The organism is Shewanella sp. MF05956, from assembly GCF_059758055.1.
Genome location: NZ_JCAYNV010000002.1, coordinates 160,793 through 180,593, shown reverse-complemented (window position 1 = coordinate 180,593; position 19,801 = coordinate 160,793). Strand labels below are relative to the sequence as shown.

14 protein-coding genes are annotated in these 19,801 nt (G+C 42.2%); 3 read left to right on the top strand and 11 right to left on the bottom strand.

From position 1 onward, the window contains the following. Positions 1 to 2: 2 nt before the first annotated feature. A complete protein-coding gene (ubiU, locus tag AC19MX_RS02700) occupies positions 3 to 1,004 on the bottom strand; it encodes a ubiquinone anaerobic biosynthesis protein UbiU (RefSeq protein WP_432399004.1) in 1,002 nt (333 codons plus the stop codon). 140 nt (positions 1,005 to 1,144) lie between these two features. Here ubiU and ubiT point away from each other — a divergent pair, with 140 nt between their 5' ends. Continuing rightward, positions 1,145 to 1,651 carry a ubiquinone anaerobic biosynthesis accessory factor UbiT gene (ubiT, locus tag AC19MX_RS02695; protein ID WP_432399003.1) on the top strand — a complete coding sequence of 169 codons (507 nt, stop codon included), beginning with the start codon at positions 1,145 to 1,147 and terminating at the stop codon, positions 1,649 to 1,651. A gap of 98 nt (positions 1,652 to 1,749) precedes the next feature. Here the strand turns inward: ubiT and AC19MX_RS02690 are convergent, their stop codons facing one another. Beyond that, complete coding sequence (locus tag AC19MX_RS02690) at positions 1,750 to 1,998, bottom strand: YfhL family 4Fe-4S dicluster ferredoxin (RefSeq protein WP_160055203.1); 249 nt, start codon at positions 1,996 to 1,998, stop codon at positions 1,750 to 1,752. A gap of 6 nt (positions 1,999 to 2,004) precedes the next feature. Further along, entirely contained in the window at positions 2,005 to 3,369 is a 1,365-nt protein-coding gene (trhP, locus tag AC19MX_RS02685) for a prephenate-dependent tRNA uridine(34) hydroxylase TrhP (protein WP_432399002.1), read from the bottom strand. Positions 3,370 to 3,618: 249 nt separating this feature from the next. Here trhP and AC19MX_RS02680 point away from each other — a divergent pair, with 249 nt between their 5' ends. Both AC19MX_RS02680 and AC19MX_RS02675 read left to right on the top strand, forming a co-directional pair. Then, on the top strand, positions 3,619 to 4,461 hold the full coding sequence (locus AC19MX_RS02680; protein ID WP_432399001.1) for an HDOD domain-containing protein: 843 nt from the start codon (positions 3,619 to 3,621) through the stop codon (positions 4,459 to 4,461). Between the two features lie 157 nt (positions 4,462 to 4,618). Continuing rightward, positions 4,619 to 6,097, top strand: a complete 1,479-nt coding sequence (locus AC19MX_RS02675; RefSeq protein ID WP_432399000.1) for a putative bifunctional diguanylate cyclase/phosphodiesterase — start codon at positions 4,619 to 4,621, stop codon at positions 6,095 to 6,097. Positions 6,098 to 6,121: 24 nt separating this feature from the next. On the opposite strand, the gene AC19MX_RS02670 is transcribed toward AC19MX_RS02675, so the two are convergent. The 8 genes from AC19MX_RS02670 to ettA form a co-directional block, all read right to left on the bottom strand. Further along, positions 6,122 to 6,562 carry a thioesterase family protein gene (locus AC19MX_RS02670; protein ID WP_432398999.1) on the bottom strand — a complete coding sequence of 147 codons (441 nt, stop codon included), beginning with the start codon at positions 6,560 to 6,562 and terminating at the stop codon, positions 6,122 to 6,124. 19 nt (positions 6,563 to 6,581) lie between these two features. After that, a complete protein-coding gene (locus AC19MX_RS02665) occupies positions 6,582 to 7,397 on the bottom strand; it encodes a substrate-binding periplasmic protein (RefSeq protein WP_432398998.1) in 816 nt (271 codons plus the stop codon). A 133-nt stretch (positions 7,398 to 7,530) separates the two neighbouring features. Then, positions 7,531 to 11,343 (bottom strand): EAL domain-containing protein, encoded by a 3,813-nt coding sequence (locus AC19MX_RS02660; protein ID WP_432398997.1) that lies wholly within the window; start codon positions 11,341 to 11,343, stop codon positions 7,531 to 7,533. Positions 11,344 to 11,462: 119 nt separating this feature from the next. Continuing rightward, entirely contained in the window at positions 11,463 to 11,936 is a 474-nt protein-coding gene (locus AC19MX_RS02655) for a LabA-like NYN domain-containing protein (protein WP_432398996.1), read from the bottom strand. A 16-nt stretch (positions 11,937 to 11,952) separates the two neighbouring features. After that, on the bottom strand, positions 11,953 to 15,057 hold the full coding sequence (locus tag AC19MX_RS02650; protein ID WP_432398995.1) for a multidrug efflux RND transporter permease subunit: 3,105 nt from the start codon (positions 15,055 to 15,057) through the stop codon (positions 11,953 to 11,955). Continuing rightward, on the bottom strand, positions 15,057 to 16,160 hold the full coding sequence (locus AC19MX_RS02645) for an efflux RND transporter periplasmic adaptor subunit (RefSeq protein WP_432398994.1): 1,104 nt from the start codon (positions 16,158 to 16,160) through the stop codon (positions 15,057 to 15,059). Before AC19MX_RS02645 ends, AC19MX_RS02650 begins: the two co-directional genes overlap by 1 nt. Before the next feature lie 357 nt (positions 16,161 to 16,517). Continuing rightward, positions 16,518 to 17,756, bottom strand: coding sequence for a hypothetical protein (locus AC19MX_RS02640; protein ID WP_432398993.1), 1,239 nt, complete (start codon positions 17,754 to 17,756; stop codon positions 16,518 to 16,520). Positions 17,757 to 18,075: 319 nt separating this feature from the next. After that, on the bottom strand, positions 18,076 to 19,743 hold the full coding sequence (gene ettA / locus AC19MX_RS02635) for an energy-dependent translational throttle protein EttA (protein ID WP_432398992.1): 1,668 nt from the start codon (positions 19,741 to 19,743) through the stop codon (positions 18,076 to 18,078). Positions 19,744 to 19,801: the final 58 nt, after the last annotated feature.

Here is a 19,801-nt window from a genome sequence, read left to right as displayed (position 1 = left end):
CCTTATTGCCATTGGCGCTCGTAAGCACCTAATGTTGTAATTTGTCCTTCTGACACTTTGGCTAATGCCTGTGACCATTGAGGTTGCTCGGCAAACGATGTCGGTGATGCTAAATAAGTATCAATGGCACTGCGCCAGACCTGAGTCACTTGACTTACATAGGCCGGACTTCTTTGACGCCCTTCAATTTTTAATGACGTAATGCCTGCTTGGGCCAGTTCGGGTAACAGACTCAGGGTGTTTAAGCTGGTGGGTGATTCAAGTAAGTATTTGGCATCTTGATCGTATTGAGCCACATAACGACCTTTACACACGACGGGATAGCCTAATTGCTGGCTGGCATCTGCTTTGTCGATTAACACATCGTTTAATCGGGTTAATTTGTCGCTACCACTGTCTTGCCAACGTACATGATTAGCAGGCGAACACGAACCACCAGTGTTGGGTGACTGACCTGTCACATAGGATGATAAGTGGCAACGTCCTTCAGCCATGATGCATAAACTGCCAAAGGCGAAGACTTCAAGTTCGACAGGGCTCACTTTTGCTAAATCTCTGACTTGTTTTATCGATAACACTCGAGGTAAGACTGCGCGCTCTATGTTAAATGCTTCTTTATAAAACGATAACGCGCCTAAGTTGGTGGCACTCGCTTGCACAGATAAGTGTAAAGGCAAATGCGGATGATGTTGATGGGCGTAACTTAATAATGATAAATCAGCCACGATTAACGCATCCATATTGAGTTGCGCGGCTAAATCAACCGCCTGATACCAACGTTGTTCATGCCCAGGTTTAGGGAAAGTATTTAAGGTTAAAAAAACTTTACGACCTTGGCTATGAGCCAGTTGAGTTGCTTGGGCTAGTTGTGGCGCCGAAAAATTTAAGCCTGCGAATGAACGCGCGTTGGTGTCATCTTTAAGTCCTAGGTACACCGCATCGGCACCAGCATTTAAGGCTGCTTTTAGCGAGGCTAAATTACCTGCTGGGCATAAGAGTTCCATGTTGATGTGCTCATTATTTTTGAAGAACAGGAGTGTAAATGTGATTGAGTTAACATGAATTGATTTAAAACAGGTTTCGTTGGATAAATTGCCAGTAAACTAGCTTGCTAAATCGATCTCTTTGCAGGTAGGAACCTTTAATGGCTCAAGCATTTCAACAACGTTTATCGGCACACATTTTACATTTTGCACCACAGATGAGCCGTCGCTCATTAGCGATAGTCCCTACAAAAATAAAAATGACGATTATCACTCAAATGCTTAATCTAGTGCTTGCTGAGCAAGTGAATTCGGGTGAATTGGCATTTTTAAACGATAAATCAGTCGGTATTTGTATCGATGATATTGATTTGCAGTTTCAAGTCGGAATGCATAATAAGTTGCTGGTACAGCCGTTGAGTCATCCGAATGTTATTTTCAGTGCAAACGTGCCTGAGTTATTGTTAGTGGTAGCCGGGAAAGAAGATCCTGACACTCTATTTTTCCAACGTAAATTACGCATTGAAGGTGACACTGAACTTGGGCTAGAAGTGAAAAATATATTGCTGTCGATTGAACTTGACTCGTTACCGGCTCCAGTGAATATCGCGGTAAATAAATTGGCTCAACTTTTACAAACGTTAACGTCGACAAAAGAGAATGGTTAATGATTGTTATTCTATTTTAACGAGATTAGATATAGAGAGAACTTAAACGGCGCCAATGCGCCGTTTAAGTTACGAAAGCTGGAGTGGATTTTTTGTGTTTACTTGCCCGTAATGGCTGCATATTTAATTAACAGCTCATCTTGTGACTCAACATGCAAAGGGTCTGGGTCAATACAATCGATAGGGCAAACCGATACGCAGGTGGGTTTATCGTAATGCCCCACGCATTCGGTACACAATGCCGGATCAATTTCATACACTTCTTCACCCATGGTAATCGCCTCATTGGGGCATTCGGGTTCACACATGTCGCAATTGATACAGCTATCGTCAATGATTAATGCCATATAAGGTTAACCTGGTTGATGAGGGTTTCGGGTATCAACTCCCTCAGGTAAATTACGCATTAGCATTGCCTTTTCGACATCGATATTCATTGGGATAGGCATAAAGACAAAGTGTCCCGAGCCTAGCGCGGCTTCGATGGGTTGGTTTTTGCGATTCACTAATGATTCAATAGTGATAACAAAATTACCTTCGGTTGTCATTACTTCAACGCTGTCGCCCACCGAAAACTTGTTTTTAACATCTATTTCAGCAAGGCCTTGCTCATTACGTTTGCCGGTAAACTCACCGACAAATTGCTGGCTATTACTCACAGAATGACCGTACTGATAATTTTGATACTCATCATGCACATGACGGCGTAAAAAACCTTCGGTGTAGCCTCGATGCGCTAAACCTTCAAGGTTACTCATTAGCGTGCGATCAAAATCTTTACCTGCAGCGGCATCTTCAATGGCTTGGCGGTATAATTGTGCGGTGCGCGCGACATAGTAAAATGACTTAGTGCGGCCTTCAATTTTTAACGAGTCGATGCCCATACGGGTTAATCGGTCAACATGTTGAATGGCACGTAAATCTTTAGAATTCATAATGTAGGTACCGTGCTCATCTTCAAAAGCCGGCATGTATTCACCAGGACGACCTGCTTCTTGCAATAACACTATCTCACTACTTGGCTCGCCAGCGCCTAACGTTGGTGTTGCTATTTGTACTTCAGCAGGCATGGCTATCACATCGCCTGTTTCAGTTTGCTGGGCAGGGTGTACGTCATATTTCCAGCGACAAGCATTAGTACATGTGCCTTGATTAGGGTCGCGTTTGTTAATATAACCAGATAACAAACAGCGGCCTGAATAAGCCATGCATAGCGCCCCATGAACAAAGACTTCAAGTTCAATATCTGGACAACGCTGGCGAATTTCTTCTATTTCATCTAACGATAATTCACGCGATAAAATAACCCGTTTAATCCCTTGTTGTTGCCAAAATTTTACCGAAGCCCAGTTAATGGCATTAGCCTGAACAGATAAATGCACCACTTGCTCAGGAAACGTTTCACGTACCATCATAATCAGGCCTGGATCAGACATGATGACCGCATCAGGTTTCATGGCTATTACTGGTTCCATGTCTTTTATATAGGTTTTGAGTTTAGCGTTGTGCGGTGAGATATTGCTCACCACATAAAGTTTTTTTCCTAATGCATGCGCCTCTTCAATCCCTGTGGCGAGATTTTCCATTTTAAAGTCATTATTTCTCACCCTTAAGCTATAACGAGGTTGGCCGGCATATACCGCATCAGCACCATAAGCGAAGGCATAGCGCATGTTTTTTAATGTGCCAGCAGGGGATAATAATTCAGGTTTAAACATAGTTTTCTCGGTTTACAACAGGGTTAGCATATTTAGGGGGCGAAAGCTTACTTAAGGACATTAGTGGGTACAAATATAGGCTTGGGAAATGTGAAGTGGGTTGTACTTTTATGGCTCTCGCCGTCATCCTTATCAACAAATATTCTAAAAAGCGTAATTAATTGGCTTGGTGGTTTTTGAGTCGTCGCAAATAATATGCGTTTGGGTATATAATCTTGGCATTAGTGAACATTATTTTATGGAGACCGCATGTCTACCGAACATCAACTCTTGGTTGGATTATTAAAGAAGCTTAAAGACGATGCGTTGGTGTTGCCAACATTGCCAGAAGTGGCCATGAGAGTGCAAGAGGTGGTGGCGCGTAAAGATTCCAGTCTCAAGCAGGTTGGTGATGTAATTGGCCAAGATGCCGCGATTTCAGCGCGTATTATTAAAGTGGCTAACAGTGCATTATATTCACGCGGTAACAAAGCCGAGAACATTAGCGCAGCCGTCAACCGTATTGGTTTAGTGCAAATTAAGTCTATTACCACTTCTGTGGCCATGGAGCAGTTGTTTATCTCTACCAATGAAATGGTATGGGAAGTGATGGATGAAGTGTGGAAAACCTCCATTGAGGTGACGGCATCATCTTGCGCCATGTTAGAAATATACAACAAACGAAATCCTGGCAAGAAGTTAGATCGCGATACATTAACGCTTGCAGGCTTAGTCCATAACATTGGTGCCTTACCTGTCTTAACCGAAGCTGAAGTTCATCCTGAACTGTTTAGCAAAATCGATCAGTTACGCAGTCTTGTGCGCAAAATGCAAGGCCCCATTGGTCGTGCGGTGCTTAAAACATGGGACTTTGCGCCAGAAGTAATGGAAGTGGTTGAACGTTGGGCTGACTTGCATTACATGCCAGAAAAAGTCACTTATTTAGACTTTATTCGCTCGGCTGCCTTTTACACTGGTGAATTGCGTGCGGGTGAAGAGTTAGATGAGCGTTTAGGTGTGTTTGCCGATAGAGGTTTGCCTGTAACGCCAGAAGACTTAGCCAGTGATGAGTTTATCGATATGTACCATTCGATTAAACAAAGTTACGAGTAAGCGTCATGCCTTGACCTAATTGACGGTATGTTTTGCCGTCAATGAGGTGGTTGCCTAATGTGTAAACAATCACAGCATAGCTCAAAGTAGCGTGGCTTGGAGAGATTATCCATTAGCCTATAATAATGAAGTAGCACTTATTAATGAAACATTTTAAATGAATAATTTGCTGACACTGATTGTGTTTATTGCGGTGATATTGAGTTGTATCGTCGGCGTTATTCATTGGCGACAGCAACGTGCGTTGCGGCAATTAACCCAAGCATTAGCGTTGCAAATACTTAATCAAGATACTTTTACCTTAGATACGTCATCTTCATCGTTAAAACCCCTCATTATCGCGCTTAAAAACTTTCATCAATCCAGTCTTTTTAGCACTGAACGAGACAAATTGACCGGCTTAACAAATCGCGTTGGATTTAAACGTAAAATGCTGGCAAAAATGCCTGTGTCTGAAGGCATGTTAGTGCTGGTGGACATTAAGCAGTTTCGGTTCGTTAATGACTTATTCGGCTTTTTGTTTGGCGACAAGCTACTTAAAGCATTTTCAAAACGCATAGAGAATGTCGATAACAAACCGCAATTTATTGCTCGTATGAACGGCAATGAGTTTTTATTATTTTTCCCGCAGGCTCTAACACTCGCGCAACTGGTCCAGCTAAAGCAGGATTTACAATTACCGTTTGAGATTGAACAACAGCCAATAAGCATCAAAATGCAGTTAGGCGTGTTGTCTTTAGCTGAACATCATGCCGATGTCAGTTTGATGTTAAGGCGCTTAGATTTAGCGCTTAAAAAAGCCAAAACCCTAAAACAACCGATTGCTTTTTATGATCAAGATGATGATAAAGCTCGGCATCGAGAACTGCTGATCATTAATGGTTTACCCAAGGGGCTAAAGCTCAATGAATTATTTATGGTGTTTCAGCCCAAACTTGATATTCAAAGTGGCCAGTGCCAACAAGTTGAGGCGTTAATTCGCTGGCAGCACGAAGGGTTAGGGTTAATATCACCCAATGAATTTATCCCTTTAGCAGAACAAACAGGCATGATTGATCTGTTAAGTACCTGGGTGTTAGATGCGGTTATTGCACAACAAGCAAAATGGCGAGAAAAGGGGATTTACGTTAAAGTCGCCCTTAACCTATCGTCCACCGATCTTGATAATCCTAATTTGGCGAACGATGTCGCTACTAAACTGGCGCAGTATTTAGTCCCTGCTGAATGCATAATGATTGAAATCACTGAAAGTGCTTTGATGGTGTCGTTAGAGCAAACCATTATTACCCTCAATCAATTGCGTGATATCGGCGTAAAAATTGCCATTGATGACTTTGGTACAGGTCATTCATCGTTAGCGTATTTGCGTTTTTTACCTGTGGATGAAGTCAAAATAGATAAAGCGTTTTTAGATGAATTTGAAACCTCAAAAGCAGCAAAACAAATTGTAAAAACCAGTATAGAATTGGCAAAAAGTTTAGGGTTTGAGGTCACGGTAGAAGGGGTCGAATCTAAGTCGGTGTTAGAAACGTTACATGAGTTTGGTGTTGATACTATTCAAGGTGATTACTTTGCTAAACCCGCCACTGCAGATGAGTTTGAACATATCTATCCGCAATTAACGCATTCTCTATAACTGGCCTATCAGGAGCGCTTATCGTTAAGTGCTCGTCATCCCACTCGACAAGAGCGTAATCAATGATGGCGGCATAGGTGCGAGCTGTCGTTTTTGATTCATGCACACCATTTCGATGTTAGCAGTAACCGCTGCTTTGGTTGCGTTAGGGCGCCAAATAGATTGCTGCCAAACTGTGCGAAATTTACTTTCAAAATAAAATTGAGTACGAACCTCAATAATATCGGCAAACTCAACCCCGTCATGGCACACCATGTCTGTTCGATAAACGGCAAAACCAAGTTGCTGTTGCTGCCATAAATCACTGAGTATTTCAGCGCCAATGACATGTTCCCGCGCTCGTTCAAAATACTTTAAAAAATTAGGGTGATAAACCACACCTGAAAAATCGGTATCTTCGTAGTAGATTTGTACTTTAAAAGTGTGGACCGGGCTGTATTGTGGTTTATTAGCAGTTGGGCTCATTTTGCAGTGACCTTAGGGCTTAGAAATCGAGTGGTACAAGTAACTTTTGATAGTGACCTTGTTGCTTTAATTGTTGTAAGCCTTTATCAAGCAGTAAGCTTAGCTCTGTAGCTTGTGGATTCTGTTTTGAAAATGCCACGAATATTTCACTGGTGTGATTCATAAACTGAGCGACAATATCTTGCTTAACACCCATTTGCTCAATATAAACATCGGCAACCATATCATACATAATGGCACCGTCTATTCGATTGACTAGCAGTAAATTAATCAATTGTCGTTGGCTATTTACCTTCACTATCTTTAATTGGCGTTGGTTTATTAGCTGCAGAAGCTCATCGCCATATTCGTAACCGTCGATAATGCCTATCACACTACCCAATGGTAATTGCCATTTGTCTTTAGCGATGACTGTTTGTGTTTTGGCGAAAAAAAAGGATGCGTTTACTGTGAATAATGGCTCGTTGCCGAAAACAAATCGCTCTTGTGTGCTTTGTTCTTTGGTGACATTAAACACGCCATCAACGGTACCGCGCTCGGTCATGATGAGCCCGCGTGTATAGGGAACCACAATGGTTGAAACTTCTACATTGACTTGTTTAAAAGCTTGTTGGATAAGGTTGTGAGATATACCGCTACCAAATTCGTCGGCAAATGGCGGCCAACCATCTTCGGCGGCTAAGGTGATTTTTATCGGTTCAGCCATCGCGGTATGAGTCATCATACTGGCGCAAAAAATGGCAAGTAAACAAAACATTACTTGAGTATAAATCCGCGTAAAATAACGCGTAAAGTTAGTTTTAAGTAGGTTTTTTGAACAACCGATAAACAACATGTAATCCTTTTTGACTGGCCCTAATTTTACGGGCGATGATAACACCTTTTATCTCCAAAGTGATATGCACCGCGTTAAGGCGTTTCTATGTTGTGCGACTGGGTTGCCCGCGAGTAAGCGAGCATATTAACCGTTATGGATACGCCGCTTCGAGCTCGTCATTCATAATGCTGCTTTGTTGCAATAAATTTTGGGTGCCCGCTGAGTTAAGTGCTGGACTGAATAAAAAGCCTTGTACTATTTTACATTGGTAGTGCTTTAGTTTTATTAATTGAGCATGGGTTTCTACCCCTTCTGCGACCACGTCTAATTTTAGTTCATGCCCTAGCTTTATGATGCTTTTTAATACGATATTACTGGTTTCTCTTGGAAGCATTGAGTTGATGAAGGCTTTATCAATTTTTAAAGTATCGATAGGAAACTGAGTCAGATAGTTAAGTGATGAATAGCCTTTGCCAAAATCATCGAGTGCAATACGCACTTTGAGCTGTTTTAACTGGAATAACACCGCCTTGGCGGCTTTGATGTCTTTAATTAATAACGACTCGGTAATTTCAAGTTCTAGCATATGAGCCGGAAATTGGCTTTGCTGTAAAATGGCCGCTATATCGGCCACTATACTGGGTTGAGACAATTGCAATGGCGAAATATTGACTGAAATATTACCGTGTAAAATACCTTCTTGATACCATTGATAACCTTGCTGACACGCTTGTGCTAATACCCATAAACCAATGTCGATAATTAACCCACTGTCTTCTGCCTCATCAATAAAGCGACTAGGCGAAATCATCCCGTTCGTTGGGTGGTTCCATCGTAATAGCGCTTCAAGTCCCAAAATCCTGCTAGTGCTGACGCAGCATTTTGGTTGATAAAACACACTGAGTTGATTGTCTGGCAAGGCATTATTTAACTGATTTTTAATCAACAACCTCTCTAAAAGTGCAGTAGAAAGTTTTTCATTAAAGAAATAGCTGCCATTTCGACCATTTTGTTTAGCCGCGTACATCGCCGTGTCGGCGTGTTTTAATAATGTTTTAGCATCAGAGCCGTCACTTGGGTAGCAAGCGACGCCAATACTGGCTGAGCTGTTGAGCCAATATTGATTAATTTGATAACCAGCGTTAAGGGCCATTCTGATCCGTTCGATGATGTTGACTAAATCTTGATTAACCTCATTTTCAGCTGGTTCGTATTCTATGATAAGTGCAAATTCATCCCCCCCTAAACGAGCCAGCACATCTTGTTGTTTTAAACAGTGCTGTAAGCGTTTACTGACCTGGATAATCAGCTCATCACCAATATCGTGTCCCATAGAATCATTCACTTCTTTAAAATGATCTAAATCGATAAAGACAACGGCTGCTGTCTTTTGCGGATGGTTAATGAGTAAGGCTAATTGCTGATTGAAGTTAAATCGATTTGCAAGTCCAGTCAGGCTGTCATAATTAGCTCTACTGCTGAGCTCTTTAATTTGTTTAATGCGCGATAAAATAAACAACATAACAACCAATATAATGATCATGCCCGATGCGATTAACGCGTAATACCACCATGCTTTATTGACGGTAAAGGCAAATTCAGCTTGTTGTGGACTCCATATGCCATCGCTGTTGGTACTCTGAACTTTAAAGACATAATCGCCCGCAGCAAGGTTAGTGTACATCGCATTAGGTTGTTGAGTGGTAATCCAACCCTGGTCAAATCCGGCTAACATAAATCGGTAAATATTGCGTTCTGGCGCGGTAAAATCGAGAGAGGCAAAAGAGAATTGGATCATATTGTTGTCGTAATCGACACTGGGCGGTGCAATGACCTTGTTAGTATTACTATATGTATAAGATGTATTGGCTATTTTTGCCGCGGTTATGTGCACTGGAGCAATAAAGTGATTTTGGCTAATACGGTCGGTATCAACTTGTATCACCCCTTTATTACTGCCCAGTAATAGTTGAGTTTGCGTTAACTCAATTGCACCTTCATTAAAGGTTAAGTTTGTGTCATTAATGGCGCTAGGATAGTCGGTGATCTGCTTTGTTTGTATAACGTATTTGCTTAATACATGACGACTGGTTAACCATAAATTACCTTTACCGTCTCCGGTTACCGCTTTAATTCTATTGTCGGCTAACCCTTGCTTACGAGTAATATATTCAATGTGGTAAGGCTTTTTACCATTAGGTGTTGGAGTTATTTTAGCTAGCCCAAGGCCTTGAGTTGCCGCCCAGATATTGCCTTGTTCATCTTGATATATCCCACCGATACGAATGTTTTCTCGCTCATTACCCAAGCTTAAATGTTCGGTAGTATCGGTTGAGGGATCAATAATAAAAATGCCACTGGTTGTCGCGAGCCACAAATCACCATTTTTAGCGATGATTGAATCAAAGGTAAAATTACCGCCCGAGGTATAGAGATTATTTTTATCGTTAAAGTAATGCTTTAACAGCCCCTGTTTTGGGTTAAATAGCATGACGCCAGCATCTAAATAACCCGTAATCCACACATTGCCGCGATTATCAGGGTTTACTGTGTAGAAGTCGGTATCAGGAAAGCCATAAATATTGCCAAGTTTGTTACTAAAGTGACTCACTTGCTGAGTGTTATTGTCCAAGTAGCTGAGTCCATTGGAATGTGAAACCCAAAGATTGTCCTTTTTATCGGCTTTTACGTTCCAAATATTGCCTGTTAACGCGTCATTGTTCTTTACCGTTAATGGTGACAGGCTGACCGTTTGTTTTTGGGTATCAATTTTATCCAGGCCATTACTATTGGCTATCCAAGCATCGCCCTGGGAATTAATGCTAATGGCGTAAGTATTGTCCCCTGAGAGTTCAGATAGTGTTGCTAAAGGTTTATATATGCGGCTTGATTGTTTCAGTGGGCTGTAATATGCAGCACCTTGAGTGGTGGCAAACCAAACGAGCCCAGATGCATCAATAAACACATCATCGACAAAATTACTCGGGATGGTGTGTTCATTAAATGCTTGCGCTTGTATCAGGTCAAACAGGCCGGTTTTAACAGATAAGAGCGCAGCACCTTTGTCTGTACTTACCCATATATTGCTGTCTGTATCGATGGTAATGCTGGTGACATAATCACTTGGAATGGCGCCTATTTTCTTACTGTTTGCATATTGTTGGTATTCAGCTGATATTGGGTTGAATTGAACCAGTCCAAAGTGTTGGGTGCCTAGCCAAAGTTGACCTTTTGCGTCAACCTCGCTGGCGAGCACATAATCGCTAAATAAGGTGGACGCCGCGGTGTTTTCGATGGCTGAAGTGGCTTTACTGGCATCAAATAATCGCATGCTTTTTTGTTCAGGTTCGACAATGGCTAAACCGTAATCGGTTCCAAGCCATAATCGATTTTGTGCATCGGCAACGATACTGTAAATCGAGGTTTCTATCGGAATGCTTTGAGAATCCAGATATAAAGGAATGGAAATAAATTGGCTTGAATTAGGCTGCTTTAATTGTAACCCACTGCCCGTACCGACCCACAGGTTTTGCTCTGTGTCTTGATACATTTTCATTATCCAATTGGTATTTTGACTAAAGTGTTGTTGCGATAGCGGGAAGTTTACGACCTCATCATCAAGGTTGAGTTGATTTAAACCGTCTTCGGTCGCAAACCAAATATTGCCCAGGTTGTCTTCGATAACATCAGTCACAAAGTTATTGGATATATGGGTTTTTGTGCCAGGAGAGAACTGAAAATTAACAAACTCTTGGCCATCATATCGGCTAACACCTGCATCGGTTGCAAACCACATAAAGCCATTTTGTTGTTGGTAAATCATGTTTACCATCGTAGAGGGGAGGCCGTCGGCGACATTGAGTCGCTCGATTTGATATTGTTTGCCGTTAGCTTCTAAAACGAGTGTTAACGATAACAATAATCCTAAAAGGTAATGGGTTATTTTGTGAAAAGGGAAAAACATAACTGACCTTTTATAGAGTGATCATTGCTAGATGAAAGTCGTTACACAACCATACAGGATGAAATATTGTAAAAAAATGTCGGTAAGTTGTATATGAAATGCAGCTAATGATCAAATCATTAAAGCAATAATGTGCGGTCTATAGGGGTAAATTGTTGGCATTGGTCACTGAGCGATTTTGCGGTTAATCGCTCAACACTCATTACGTGGGTATAACACTGTGTACTTTGATTGATTTTTTTAAGGAGTAAGTCAAAATCGCCATCGCCAGATAATAAAATAACCTCGTCTACTTCAGGTGCAATCTCTAGCATATCAATGGTGATGCCAACATCCCAATCACCTTTTGCTGAACCGTCACTGCGTTGAATATAAGGTTTGGTTTTTACGGTAAAGCCAATGTGTTTGAGGGCATCTTGAAATTTAATTTGGCCATCATCAGCAGGTGCAATGGCATATGCAATGGCATGGCTGATGTGGCCACGCTGTGACAATTGTTGGTACAAGGCCCGGTAATTAAACGAGCGGCCAAAACCTTGTTTACAGGTGTAATAAATGTTTTGTACGTCTACAAATACTGCAAGGTTAGTCATTATTACACCTGTTTGATTAAGGCTGTTGCACTTTTTGAGCGGCAATGGCGTCATTAAGTTGCGCTTCAACGTACCCTGGAGAGTGAGTTGAGGCTGAGATTAAGCGGTACATTGCTGGGATCACCAATAAGGTGACGAAAGTAGCAAATGCCATGCCGGAGAATATCACAGTTCCAACCGCAATTCGGCTTTCGCTACCTGCACCTGTTGACATGATTAACGGGATCGCGCCAATTAAGGTGGTAAATGCGGTCATGAGAATAGGCCGTAAACGGCGTGCAGAAGCATCGATAATAGCGGTATCAAGTGGTAAACCTCTATCACGTAATTGGTTGGCAAACTCGACAATTAAAATGCCGTTTTTGGTCACCATACCGATAAGCATGATCATCCCAATTTGGCTGTAAATATTCATGCCTTGATCTGTGAGAGCTAAGCCGATAAAACCACCAAAAATACCCATAGGTACGGTGAACATAACCACGGCGGGGTTAATGAAACTCTCGAACTGTGCAGCCAATACCAGGTAAGCAATCAGAAGTGCTAGGCCAAATACCACCATTACACCCGATTGGTTTTCTTTAAAGTCTTTTGACTCACCGGTATAAGCAATGGAAATGTCGGTAGGCAATAAACTCACGGCGCGTTGCTCTAAAAAGTCGAGCGCCTCGCCTAAAGTATAGCCTTCACCCAAATTGGCTTTAATGGTGATCGACTTTTGTTTATTGGTGTGACTTAAGCGTTGCGGCGAGGCGACTTCTTCAACGTGAGTCACCGTGTCTAGCGTGATTAGCTCGCCTTTACCGCTTCTAAAGTAAATTTTACTAAGATCCGTCACGCTGTTAAAACTGTTTTCGTCACCACGAAGATACACATCATATTCTTCACCGCGCTCAACAAAAGTGGTTTCTCTTCTGCCTCCGAGCATGATTTCAAGTGTGGTTGATATTTCAGAAACGCTAATACCTAACTCGGCCGCACGTTGCTTATCAACGGTAACCACAAGTTCAGGTGTGGTTTCGGCATAGTCTAAGTCAGCGCCTTCTAACATCGGGCTGGCATCAGCTTCTTGTTGCAGAATTTGCGCCCATTTAAACAATTCTGGATAGTCAGAACCACCAAGCACAAACTGCACTGGCTCACTCGACTGGCCTCTAAAGCCGGGTAGCATAGGGCGAACCATCACATCTGGAATGTCTTTTAAGGTTTGACTGATTAACCCGAGTGCTTGTTTTACATCGATATCACGATCGGCCCAATCTTCTAGCTGAATAATCGCAAAGCCGGTTTGATCGCCAGCACGACCACCAAAAGCAGGGGCTTCAACGCTAAATGATTTCACTACGCCTTGGCCTAAAAGCGGCATCAATAGGCTCTCGACAATGTCCATGTTGGCTATCATACGATTATAACTAGTGCCTTCAGCGCCTTTGATAAAGGCAAATAACACACCACGGTCTTCTTGAGGAGAAAGCTGTGAGGGCACTTGTTGCATGAGTAAGTAACTGCCGCCTATACAGGCTAAGATAACAACAGGGGCGGCAATGCGCCAAGCTAATGCCCATGTCACCATACGGCGATAGTTGGTTTCTAGGCGAGCAAAACCTTTATCAATCCAAAGATTAAAGCGATTCTTCTTCACGTTGGCTTTAAGAAGCTTACTGCCCATCACTGGCGTAAGAGTGAGCGCGATCAATGATGAGAAAATCACTGACATCGCTAACATGACTGAGAACTCAGTAAAAAGCAGGCCGACCATGCCATCCATAAATGAAATTGGAAGAAAGACCATAACTAACACTAGCGTGGTCGATACGACCGCAAAACCCACCTCACGAGTGCCTTTATAGGCGGCAAGTAATGGCTCCTCGCCTTTTTCGATATGATGAAAGATGTTTTCTACTACCACAATGGCATCGTCAACGACTAAACCAATCGCTAAAATTAAGGCCATTAACGTCAATAAATTTATCGAATATCCCAAGCTATATGCAGCCATAAATGCCGCGATTAATGACACTGGTACCGTTACTGCGGGGATCAATGTGGCTCTGACCTGGCCAATAAAAATATACAAGACCAAGACAACCAATATTCCCGTAATGAACAAGGTGTTGTAGACCTCGTTAATCGAGCGGTCGATAAACACGTTAGCATCATAATCAACGACGAGCTTAGTCCCTTGTGGTAAAAAGCCTTGTACCTTGTCGACTTCTTGTTGAACGAGCTTTGAAATCTCTAATGGATTGGCATCCGACTGCGGCACAATGCCTAAGCTTAAGTTAACAATGCCATTGCTTTTGAAGGTTGAGTTTTCATTCTCTGCGCCAATAAAGACATTGGCGACATCTTTGAGATAAATGGGGGTGCCATCTGAGGCAGTGTGCACCACCAAGTAATTAAAATCTTCAGGGCTGAAGTAGAGTCGCTTGGTTCTAACAGACATCACCGTAGTGTCGTTACGGACTTCACCGCCGGGTGTTTCAAGGTTTTCGGTGTTTAATGCACTAATAATGTCACTAGTGGTGACATTTCTGCCGGCCATTAATTGAGGCTTTAACTGCACATACATGACCTTATACAGGCCGCCAGAGATATTGACAGAACTGACGCCGGTGATAAGGCTAAATCGGTCTTCTAATACGCGTTGTGCATAGTCCGTTAATTGAGTACGGTCCATGTTTTCTGAGCTTAAATTGACGTAGATTGAGGGCTCACCCGTGCCATTATCTTTTGACACTATGGGGTCATCTGCTTCGTCGGGTAAACGGCGTTGGGCTTTGGCTACCGCATCACGGACATCACTGACACCCTCGGTTAAATTCCAGCCTAATTCAAATTCAATTGAGATGCGTGACATGCCATTTCGGGTGGTTGAGGTGATCTCATCAATACCACTGATCCCCGTGAGTTCATCCTCAAGGGCTTTAGTGATCTTACTTTCCATAATGGTTGCCGATGCTCCGCTGTAGGTTGTCATAACCGTCACAACAGGGTTTTGTACATCAGGCATTTCTCTTACAGCCAGTTTAGAAAAAGACACCATACCAAACACGCAAAGCAACAAGCTCAGTACAATGGCCACAACCGGGCGTTTAACGGCGGTATCACTCAGCCACATTATTTGCGCTCCTGTGTTAGAGCTGTTTTAGCGCGGGTTTGCTCTGCTGAGCTTGGATGGGCAAGGTCTTTCACTTTTATGCCATCGCGCATATTCACTAGCCCTTGGACCACAATGTTGTCGCCAATTTTGATCCCAGATTCAATTAATACCTGATCTTTAATCCTTGCACCTAAAACCACCTCGGTGCGTTTAGCGATGTTATCCTGGTTGATCACATACACAAATCGTTTGGTGCCTGAGTACTCTAACGCTTGCACTGGAACGATAGGGGCTGAAACACTGGGGAACGTAAGTGTTGCCGACATCATCATGCCTGGTTTTAATTTACCGTGTTGATTGTCAAATTGACTGCGAATATTCAGGTTTAGTGTTTGTTCATTAACGCGTGGGTCGATAGCAATAATGTTGCCGACAAATGTGTCTTTTGCCCAGGCTCTGCTGATAGCATTAACCGCCATGCCTGTGCTTAACAGTGCTAAGTAATGCTCAGGGACTTGTAAATCTAATTGCAGAATCGATAAGTCGTCTAATGACAATAATTCTTCATTCATGCTGACCATTTTTCCGCGGCTAAAATTGACTAGGCCGGTATTGCCGCTAAAAGGGGCCACTAAGGTGTGATAAGCCAAGTCGGTTTGTGCCGACTGTAAACGGGCGAGGGCAATGTCGACACTCGACTTTTGCGCTTCTATTTCGGTTTGAGTGATGGCATTGACATTAATCAGCTTTAAAAACTCATTGAGTTTACGGACTTCATCTTTATGGTAAGCCTGAGCCTCTAAAACACTGGCTTTCGCCTTGCTATTATCTAAACTCAGCAAGACTTGGCCTTTGGTGACATGTTGATTAGAGGTCACTGCAATATTGGCTATTTTCCCGCCCACTTGCGGAGCAATCATGACTGAATCTGTTGCGGCTAACTTACCGATAAGCGTAATAGATTGAGATAAGTCATGCTGTTCGACACTTGCGGTGACCACCGGGACCACTTTTTCAACCCGTTGAGGTTTTGGCGCCGCTATCACACTGATACTTAATATGCTGATGGTGAGGATCATCAAGGCCGCTGAAAGCGTATTCAAGCCATGCTTTATTATCATGTTGGGACATCTCTATAAACAATGTGCGGGGAGCCGCTGGTGGTGAATTGGCATATGAACATATTGTAATTATGTTGGACAAAAATAAGCGTAAAGTAATGTAAAGCTTTTGGTTTGTTTGTAACAAGGCACTTTTTCAAATAACCATATTCAAACCATCAAATTCAGACCATCATATTCAAACAATCAGATTCAAACCATCATGCTCAAATACTCATTTCCAAGTAATCCTTCACTGGCGATGGACCGGCCGACTTGAGACTTTTACTCTCAGTTATCCACAAAAAAGCCATATCGAATGATATGGCTTTCGGTTTTACAAATGGGTCATCCCATCATATTTCTAGCACAACAGAATTACTTTTCGATAGGCTCGTTAGTGAACTCAATGTTTTGCTTTTTCGTGGCAGGGGTTACGCCCATAAAGTATTCATAGCCTTTATCGCTCGATGTTTTCTTTGCATCATCATCACTTAATTTAATGCTTGTTTGGTCTGAAAACAGCGTGTATTTCGCTTTAGGTTTTTGAACTACGGGTTGTTGTGTAGATTTTACCGATGGCTTAAGTATCCCTTTTGGTACTTCCGCAACCACAACTGAGGGTTTGCTTACTGGTTTTTTAGCGGCGGCCACATTAGCGAACTTGTAATTGAATACGCCATTGCCTTCAATGCTTTCTACACTAGATTGGTCTTGGTTTTGGTAAGACGCTAAAATACCGTGCTTGCCTAATGGAATTTCGTGGAACAGTTTTTTACCAGTACCAATTTTAATACCGTTAACAAACCAATCTGCAGGTACGTTACTGACTAACGTGACCATTGCTGATTTTAAGCCTAATTTTTCATTGAGCATGTCGTCGATTTTGTTGTTATAAGATGGCTTGAATTTCATGGCCACTTTATAGTTTAAATCGCCTCTCATGTTCATGTTCGCGTCAATCACTTCATACGAAAGTAATACACTTTTATCGTTTAAGAATGGAGACTCGTTACGCGTATTGCTAAGAATACTGCTTTGAGATTCTTTTAAGCAGTCGGCAATCGTTTGGTACTTAGAACATTCAGTTGAGCCATTAATGTTAACCGGAAGGGTGCTGCTTGATTTTGATAAGTCAGCAATTAAGCGGTTAGTAATGTCAGTTTTGAGTTTAAACAACTGCTGACTTTTTGAGGTTCGTTGTTTATTAATTTGTTCGTATTCTGACAGAATTTCTACTTTTTCTGTTTCAAGACGTTTACTGTCTTCTTCAGCTTTAAGTGTTAATTCATCGACTAATATTACAGACTCTTCAATTTGTTTGTAGGTATCTGGCAATGCCGATTTTGCACGGATAGCCTGAGGCAAACCATCGATTAGTTCATCATAACGTTGCTGTTCTGATGCGATAGTTTTCTTTAGGCCTTCAACGTCGTAAGCTTTCTTATTAAGTTGAGAGAATTTGTCATTCACATTGATCAGCAGGCTATCGATATCATATTCGGTTTCGATTTTATTAAGTGTCTGTTTTTCTGAATTGGTGATGACTTCGAGTGCCGCAAACGAATTGCTTGCGTATAAGCACAATAAAGCAAGGCTAATTGAACCGTATCTCACTGATCTCTCCATAATATTTCTCTACAAGCTGGAACCATCAACACTCTGTAATGCGCTGAGTGTTATCAGCAAAGAGCAAAATAATCCGTTAATAATTTATAATACTGAAGTTATTTTGGCTTTACAAACAGATTGTGGTGCATTGCTCACAATAAATTGACAAAATTTTGACACTTCTAGATGTTGAAGCGAGTTTATATTGAAACTGCATAAATATAAACGTAAATCAACCTGATAAAGCAAAACAGAGACCGAAGTCTCTGTTTTAGTGCCTAACGTTACTTATAAAGAACCAAACGTTACTTGTAAAGAACCAAGGCTATTTGCTTATGCGCTTGTATTTTAAGCGGTGTGGTTCAACTACATCAGTACCCAGTGTTTCTTTTAGCCATGTTGAGTATTCAGTATAGTTTCCTTCATAGAAGTTCACTTTACCTTCATCACGGTAATCAAGGATATGCGTTGCAATTCGGTCGAGGAACCAACGGTCATGCGAAATAACCATAGCGCAACCAGGGAACTCCAATAACGCTTCTTCTAGTGCACGCAAAGTTTCAACGTCCAAGTCGTTGGTCGGTTCGTCGAGTAATAATACGTTGCCGCCAGCTTGCAGTAGCTTGGCTAAGTGAACACGGTTACGTTCACCGCCCGATAAGGTGCCAATGATTTTTTGTTGATCGCCACCACGGAAGTTAAAGCGGCCAACATAGGCACGGCTTGGTATTTCTGTGTTGTTGATGCGCATGATGTCTAAACCGCCAGAAATCTCCTGCCACACGGTATTTTTATCATCCATAGAATCACGGAACTGCTCAACAGAAGCAATTTGCACAGATTCACCCACAGAAATCGAACCGCTGTCTGGTTGTTCTGCACCCGATATCATTCTAAATAACGTTGATTTACCGGCACCGTTAGCACCAATAATACCCACGATAGCCCCTTTAGGCACAGTGAATGTTAAGTCATCAATTAACACCCGATCACCGTATGACTTGGTTAAATTAGTCACTTCGATGACCTTGTCACCTAGGCGAGGTCCAGGTGGGATAAACAGTTCGTTGGTTTCGTTACGCTTTTGGTAATCGTTGGTGTTCAATTCTTCAAAGCGAGCCATACGGGCTTTACCTTTTGATTGACGACCTTTAGCACCTTGGCGAACCCATTCTAATTCTTTAGCAATGGTTTTCTGACGAGCGCTTTCAGTTGATGACTCTTGCTGTAAACGTGCATCTTTTTGCTCCAGCCATGATGAATAGTTACCTTCCCATGGAATACCTTCGCCGCGGTCAAGTTCTAAAATCCAGCCAGCAGCATTATCTAAGAAGTAACGGTCGTGGGTAATGGCCACAACGGTGCCGTTATATTCTTGTAAAAAATGCTCTAACCATGCCACTGACTCAGCATCTAAGTGGTTGGTTGGTTCGTCAAGTAATAGCATTTCTGGTTTTTCAAGCAGCAAACGGCAAATCGCGACTCGACGACGTTCACCACCAGAAAGCACTTCAATTTTTGCGTCCCATTCTGGTAAACGTAGCGCATTAGCGGCACGTTCAAGAATGCGGTCAAGGTTATGGGCATCTTGAGATTGAATAATGGCTTCTAATTCACCTTGTTCTTTTGCCAGTGCATCAAAATCTGCATCGGGTTCAGCATAGGCAGCATACACTTCATCTAAACGGGTTAAGGCATTTTTAGCTTCGCCTACCGCTTCTTCAATGGCTTCGCGGACGGTTTGCTGCTCATTTAAGCGCGGCTCTTGCGGTAAATAACCAATTTTAAGCCCAGGCATTGGGCGTGCTTCACCCTCAATGTCGGTATCAATACCGGCCATGATGCGTAGCAGAGTAGATTTACCTGAACCGTTTAAGCCCAGTACGCCAATTTTAGCGCCGGGGAAAAAGCTTAATGAAATGTCTTTTAAAATTTGCTTTTTAGGTGGGACAATCTTACCCACGCGAAGCATGCTATATACAAATTGAGCCATGTTTATTCAGTCTAGTTGTCAACAAAGATGACGATAATTCTACTGTATTCTTTGCGTA

Excerpts from the sequence above, each read along its gene's own strand:
- ubiU (WP_432399004.1), bottom strand. The coding sequence starts at position 1,004 with ATGGAACTCTTATGCCCAGCAGGTAATTTAGCCTCGCTAAAAGCAGCC.
- ubiT (WP_432399003.1), top strand. The coding sequence starts at position 1,145 with ATGGCTCAAGCATTTCAACAACGTTTATCGGCACACATTTTACATTTT.
- AC19MX_RS02690 (WP_160055203.1), bottom strand. The coding sequence starts at position 1,998 with ATGGCATTAATCATTGACGATAGCTGTATCAATTGCGACATGTGTGAA.
- trhP (WP_432399002.1), bottom strand. The coding sequence starts at position 3,369 with ATGTTTAAACCTGAATTATTATCCCCTGCTGGCACATTAAAAAACATG.
- AC19MX_RS02680 (WP_432399001.1), top strand. The coding sequence starts at position 3,619 with ATGTCTACCGAACATCAACTCTTGGTTGGATTATTAAAGAAGCTTAAA.
- AC19MX_RS02675 (WP_432399000.1), top strand. The coding sequence starts at position 4,619 with ATGAATAATTTGCTGACACTGATTGTGTTTATTGCGGTGATATTGAGT.
- AC19MX_RS02670 (WP_432398999.1), bottom strand. The coding sequence starts at position 6,562 with ATGAGCCCAACTGCTAATAAACCACAATACAGCCCGGTCCACACTTTT.
- AC19MX_RS02665 (WP_432398998.1), bottom strand. The coding sequence starts at position 7,397 with ATGTTGTTTATCGGTTGTTCAAAAAACCTACTTAAAACTAACTTTACG.
- AC19MX_RS02660 (WP_432398997.1), bottom strand. The coding sequence starts at position 11,343 with ATGTTTTTCCCTTTTCACAAAATAACCCATTACCTTTTAGGATTATTG.
- AC19MX_RS02655 (WP_432398996.1), bottom strand. The coding sequence starts at position 11,936 with ATGACTAACCTTGCAGTATTTGTAGACGTACAAAACATTTATTACACC.
- AC19MX_RS02650 (WP_432398995.1), bottom strand. The coding sequence starts at position 15,057 with ATGTGGCTGAGTGATACCGCCGTTAAACGCCCGGTTGTGGCCATTGTA.
- AC19MX_RS02645 (WP_432398994.1), bottom strand. The coding sequence starts at position 16,160 with ATGATAATAAAGCATGGCTTGAATACGCTTTCAGCGGCCTTGATGATC.
- ettA (WP_432398992.1), bottom strand. The coding sequence starts at position 19,743 with ATGGCTCAATTTGTATATAGCATGCTTCGCGTGGGTAAGATTGTCCCA.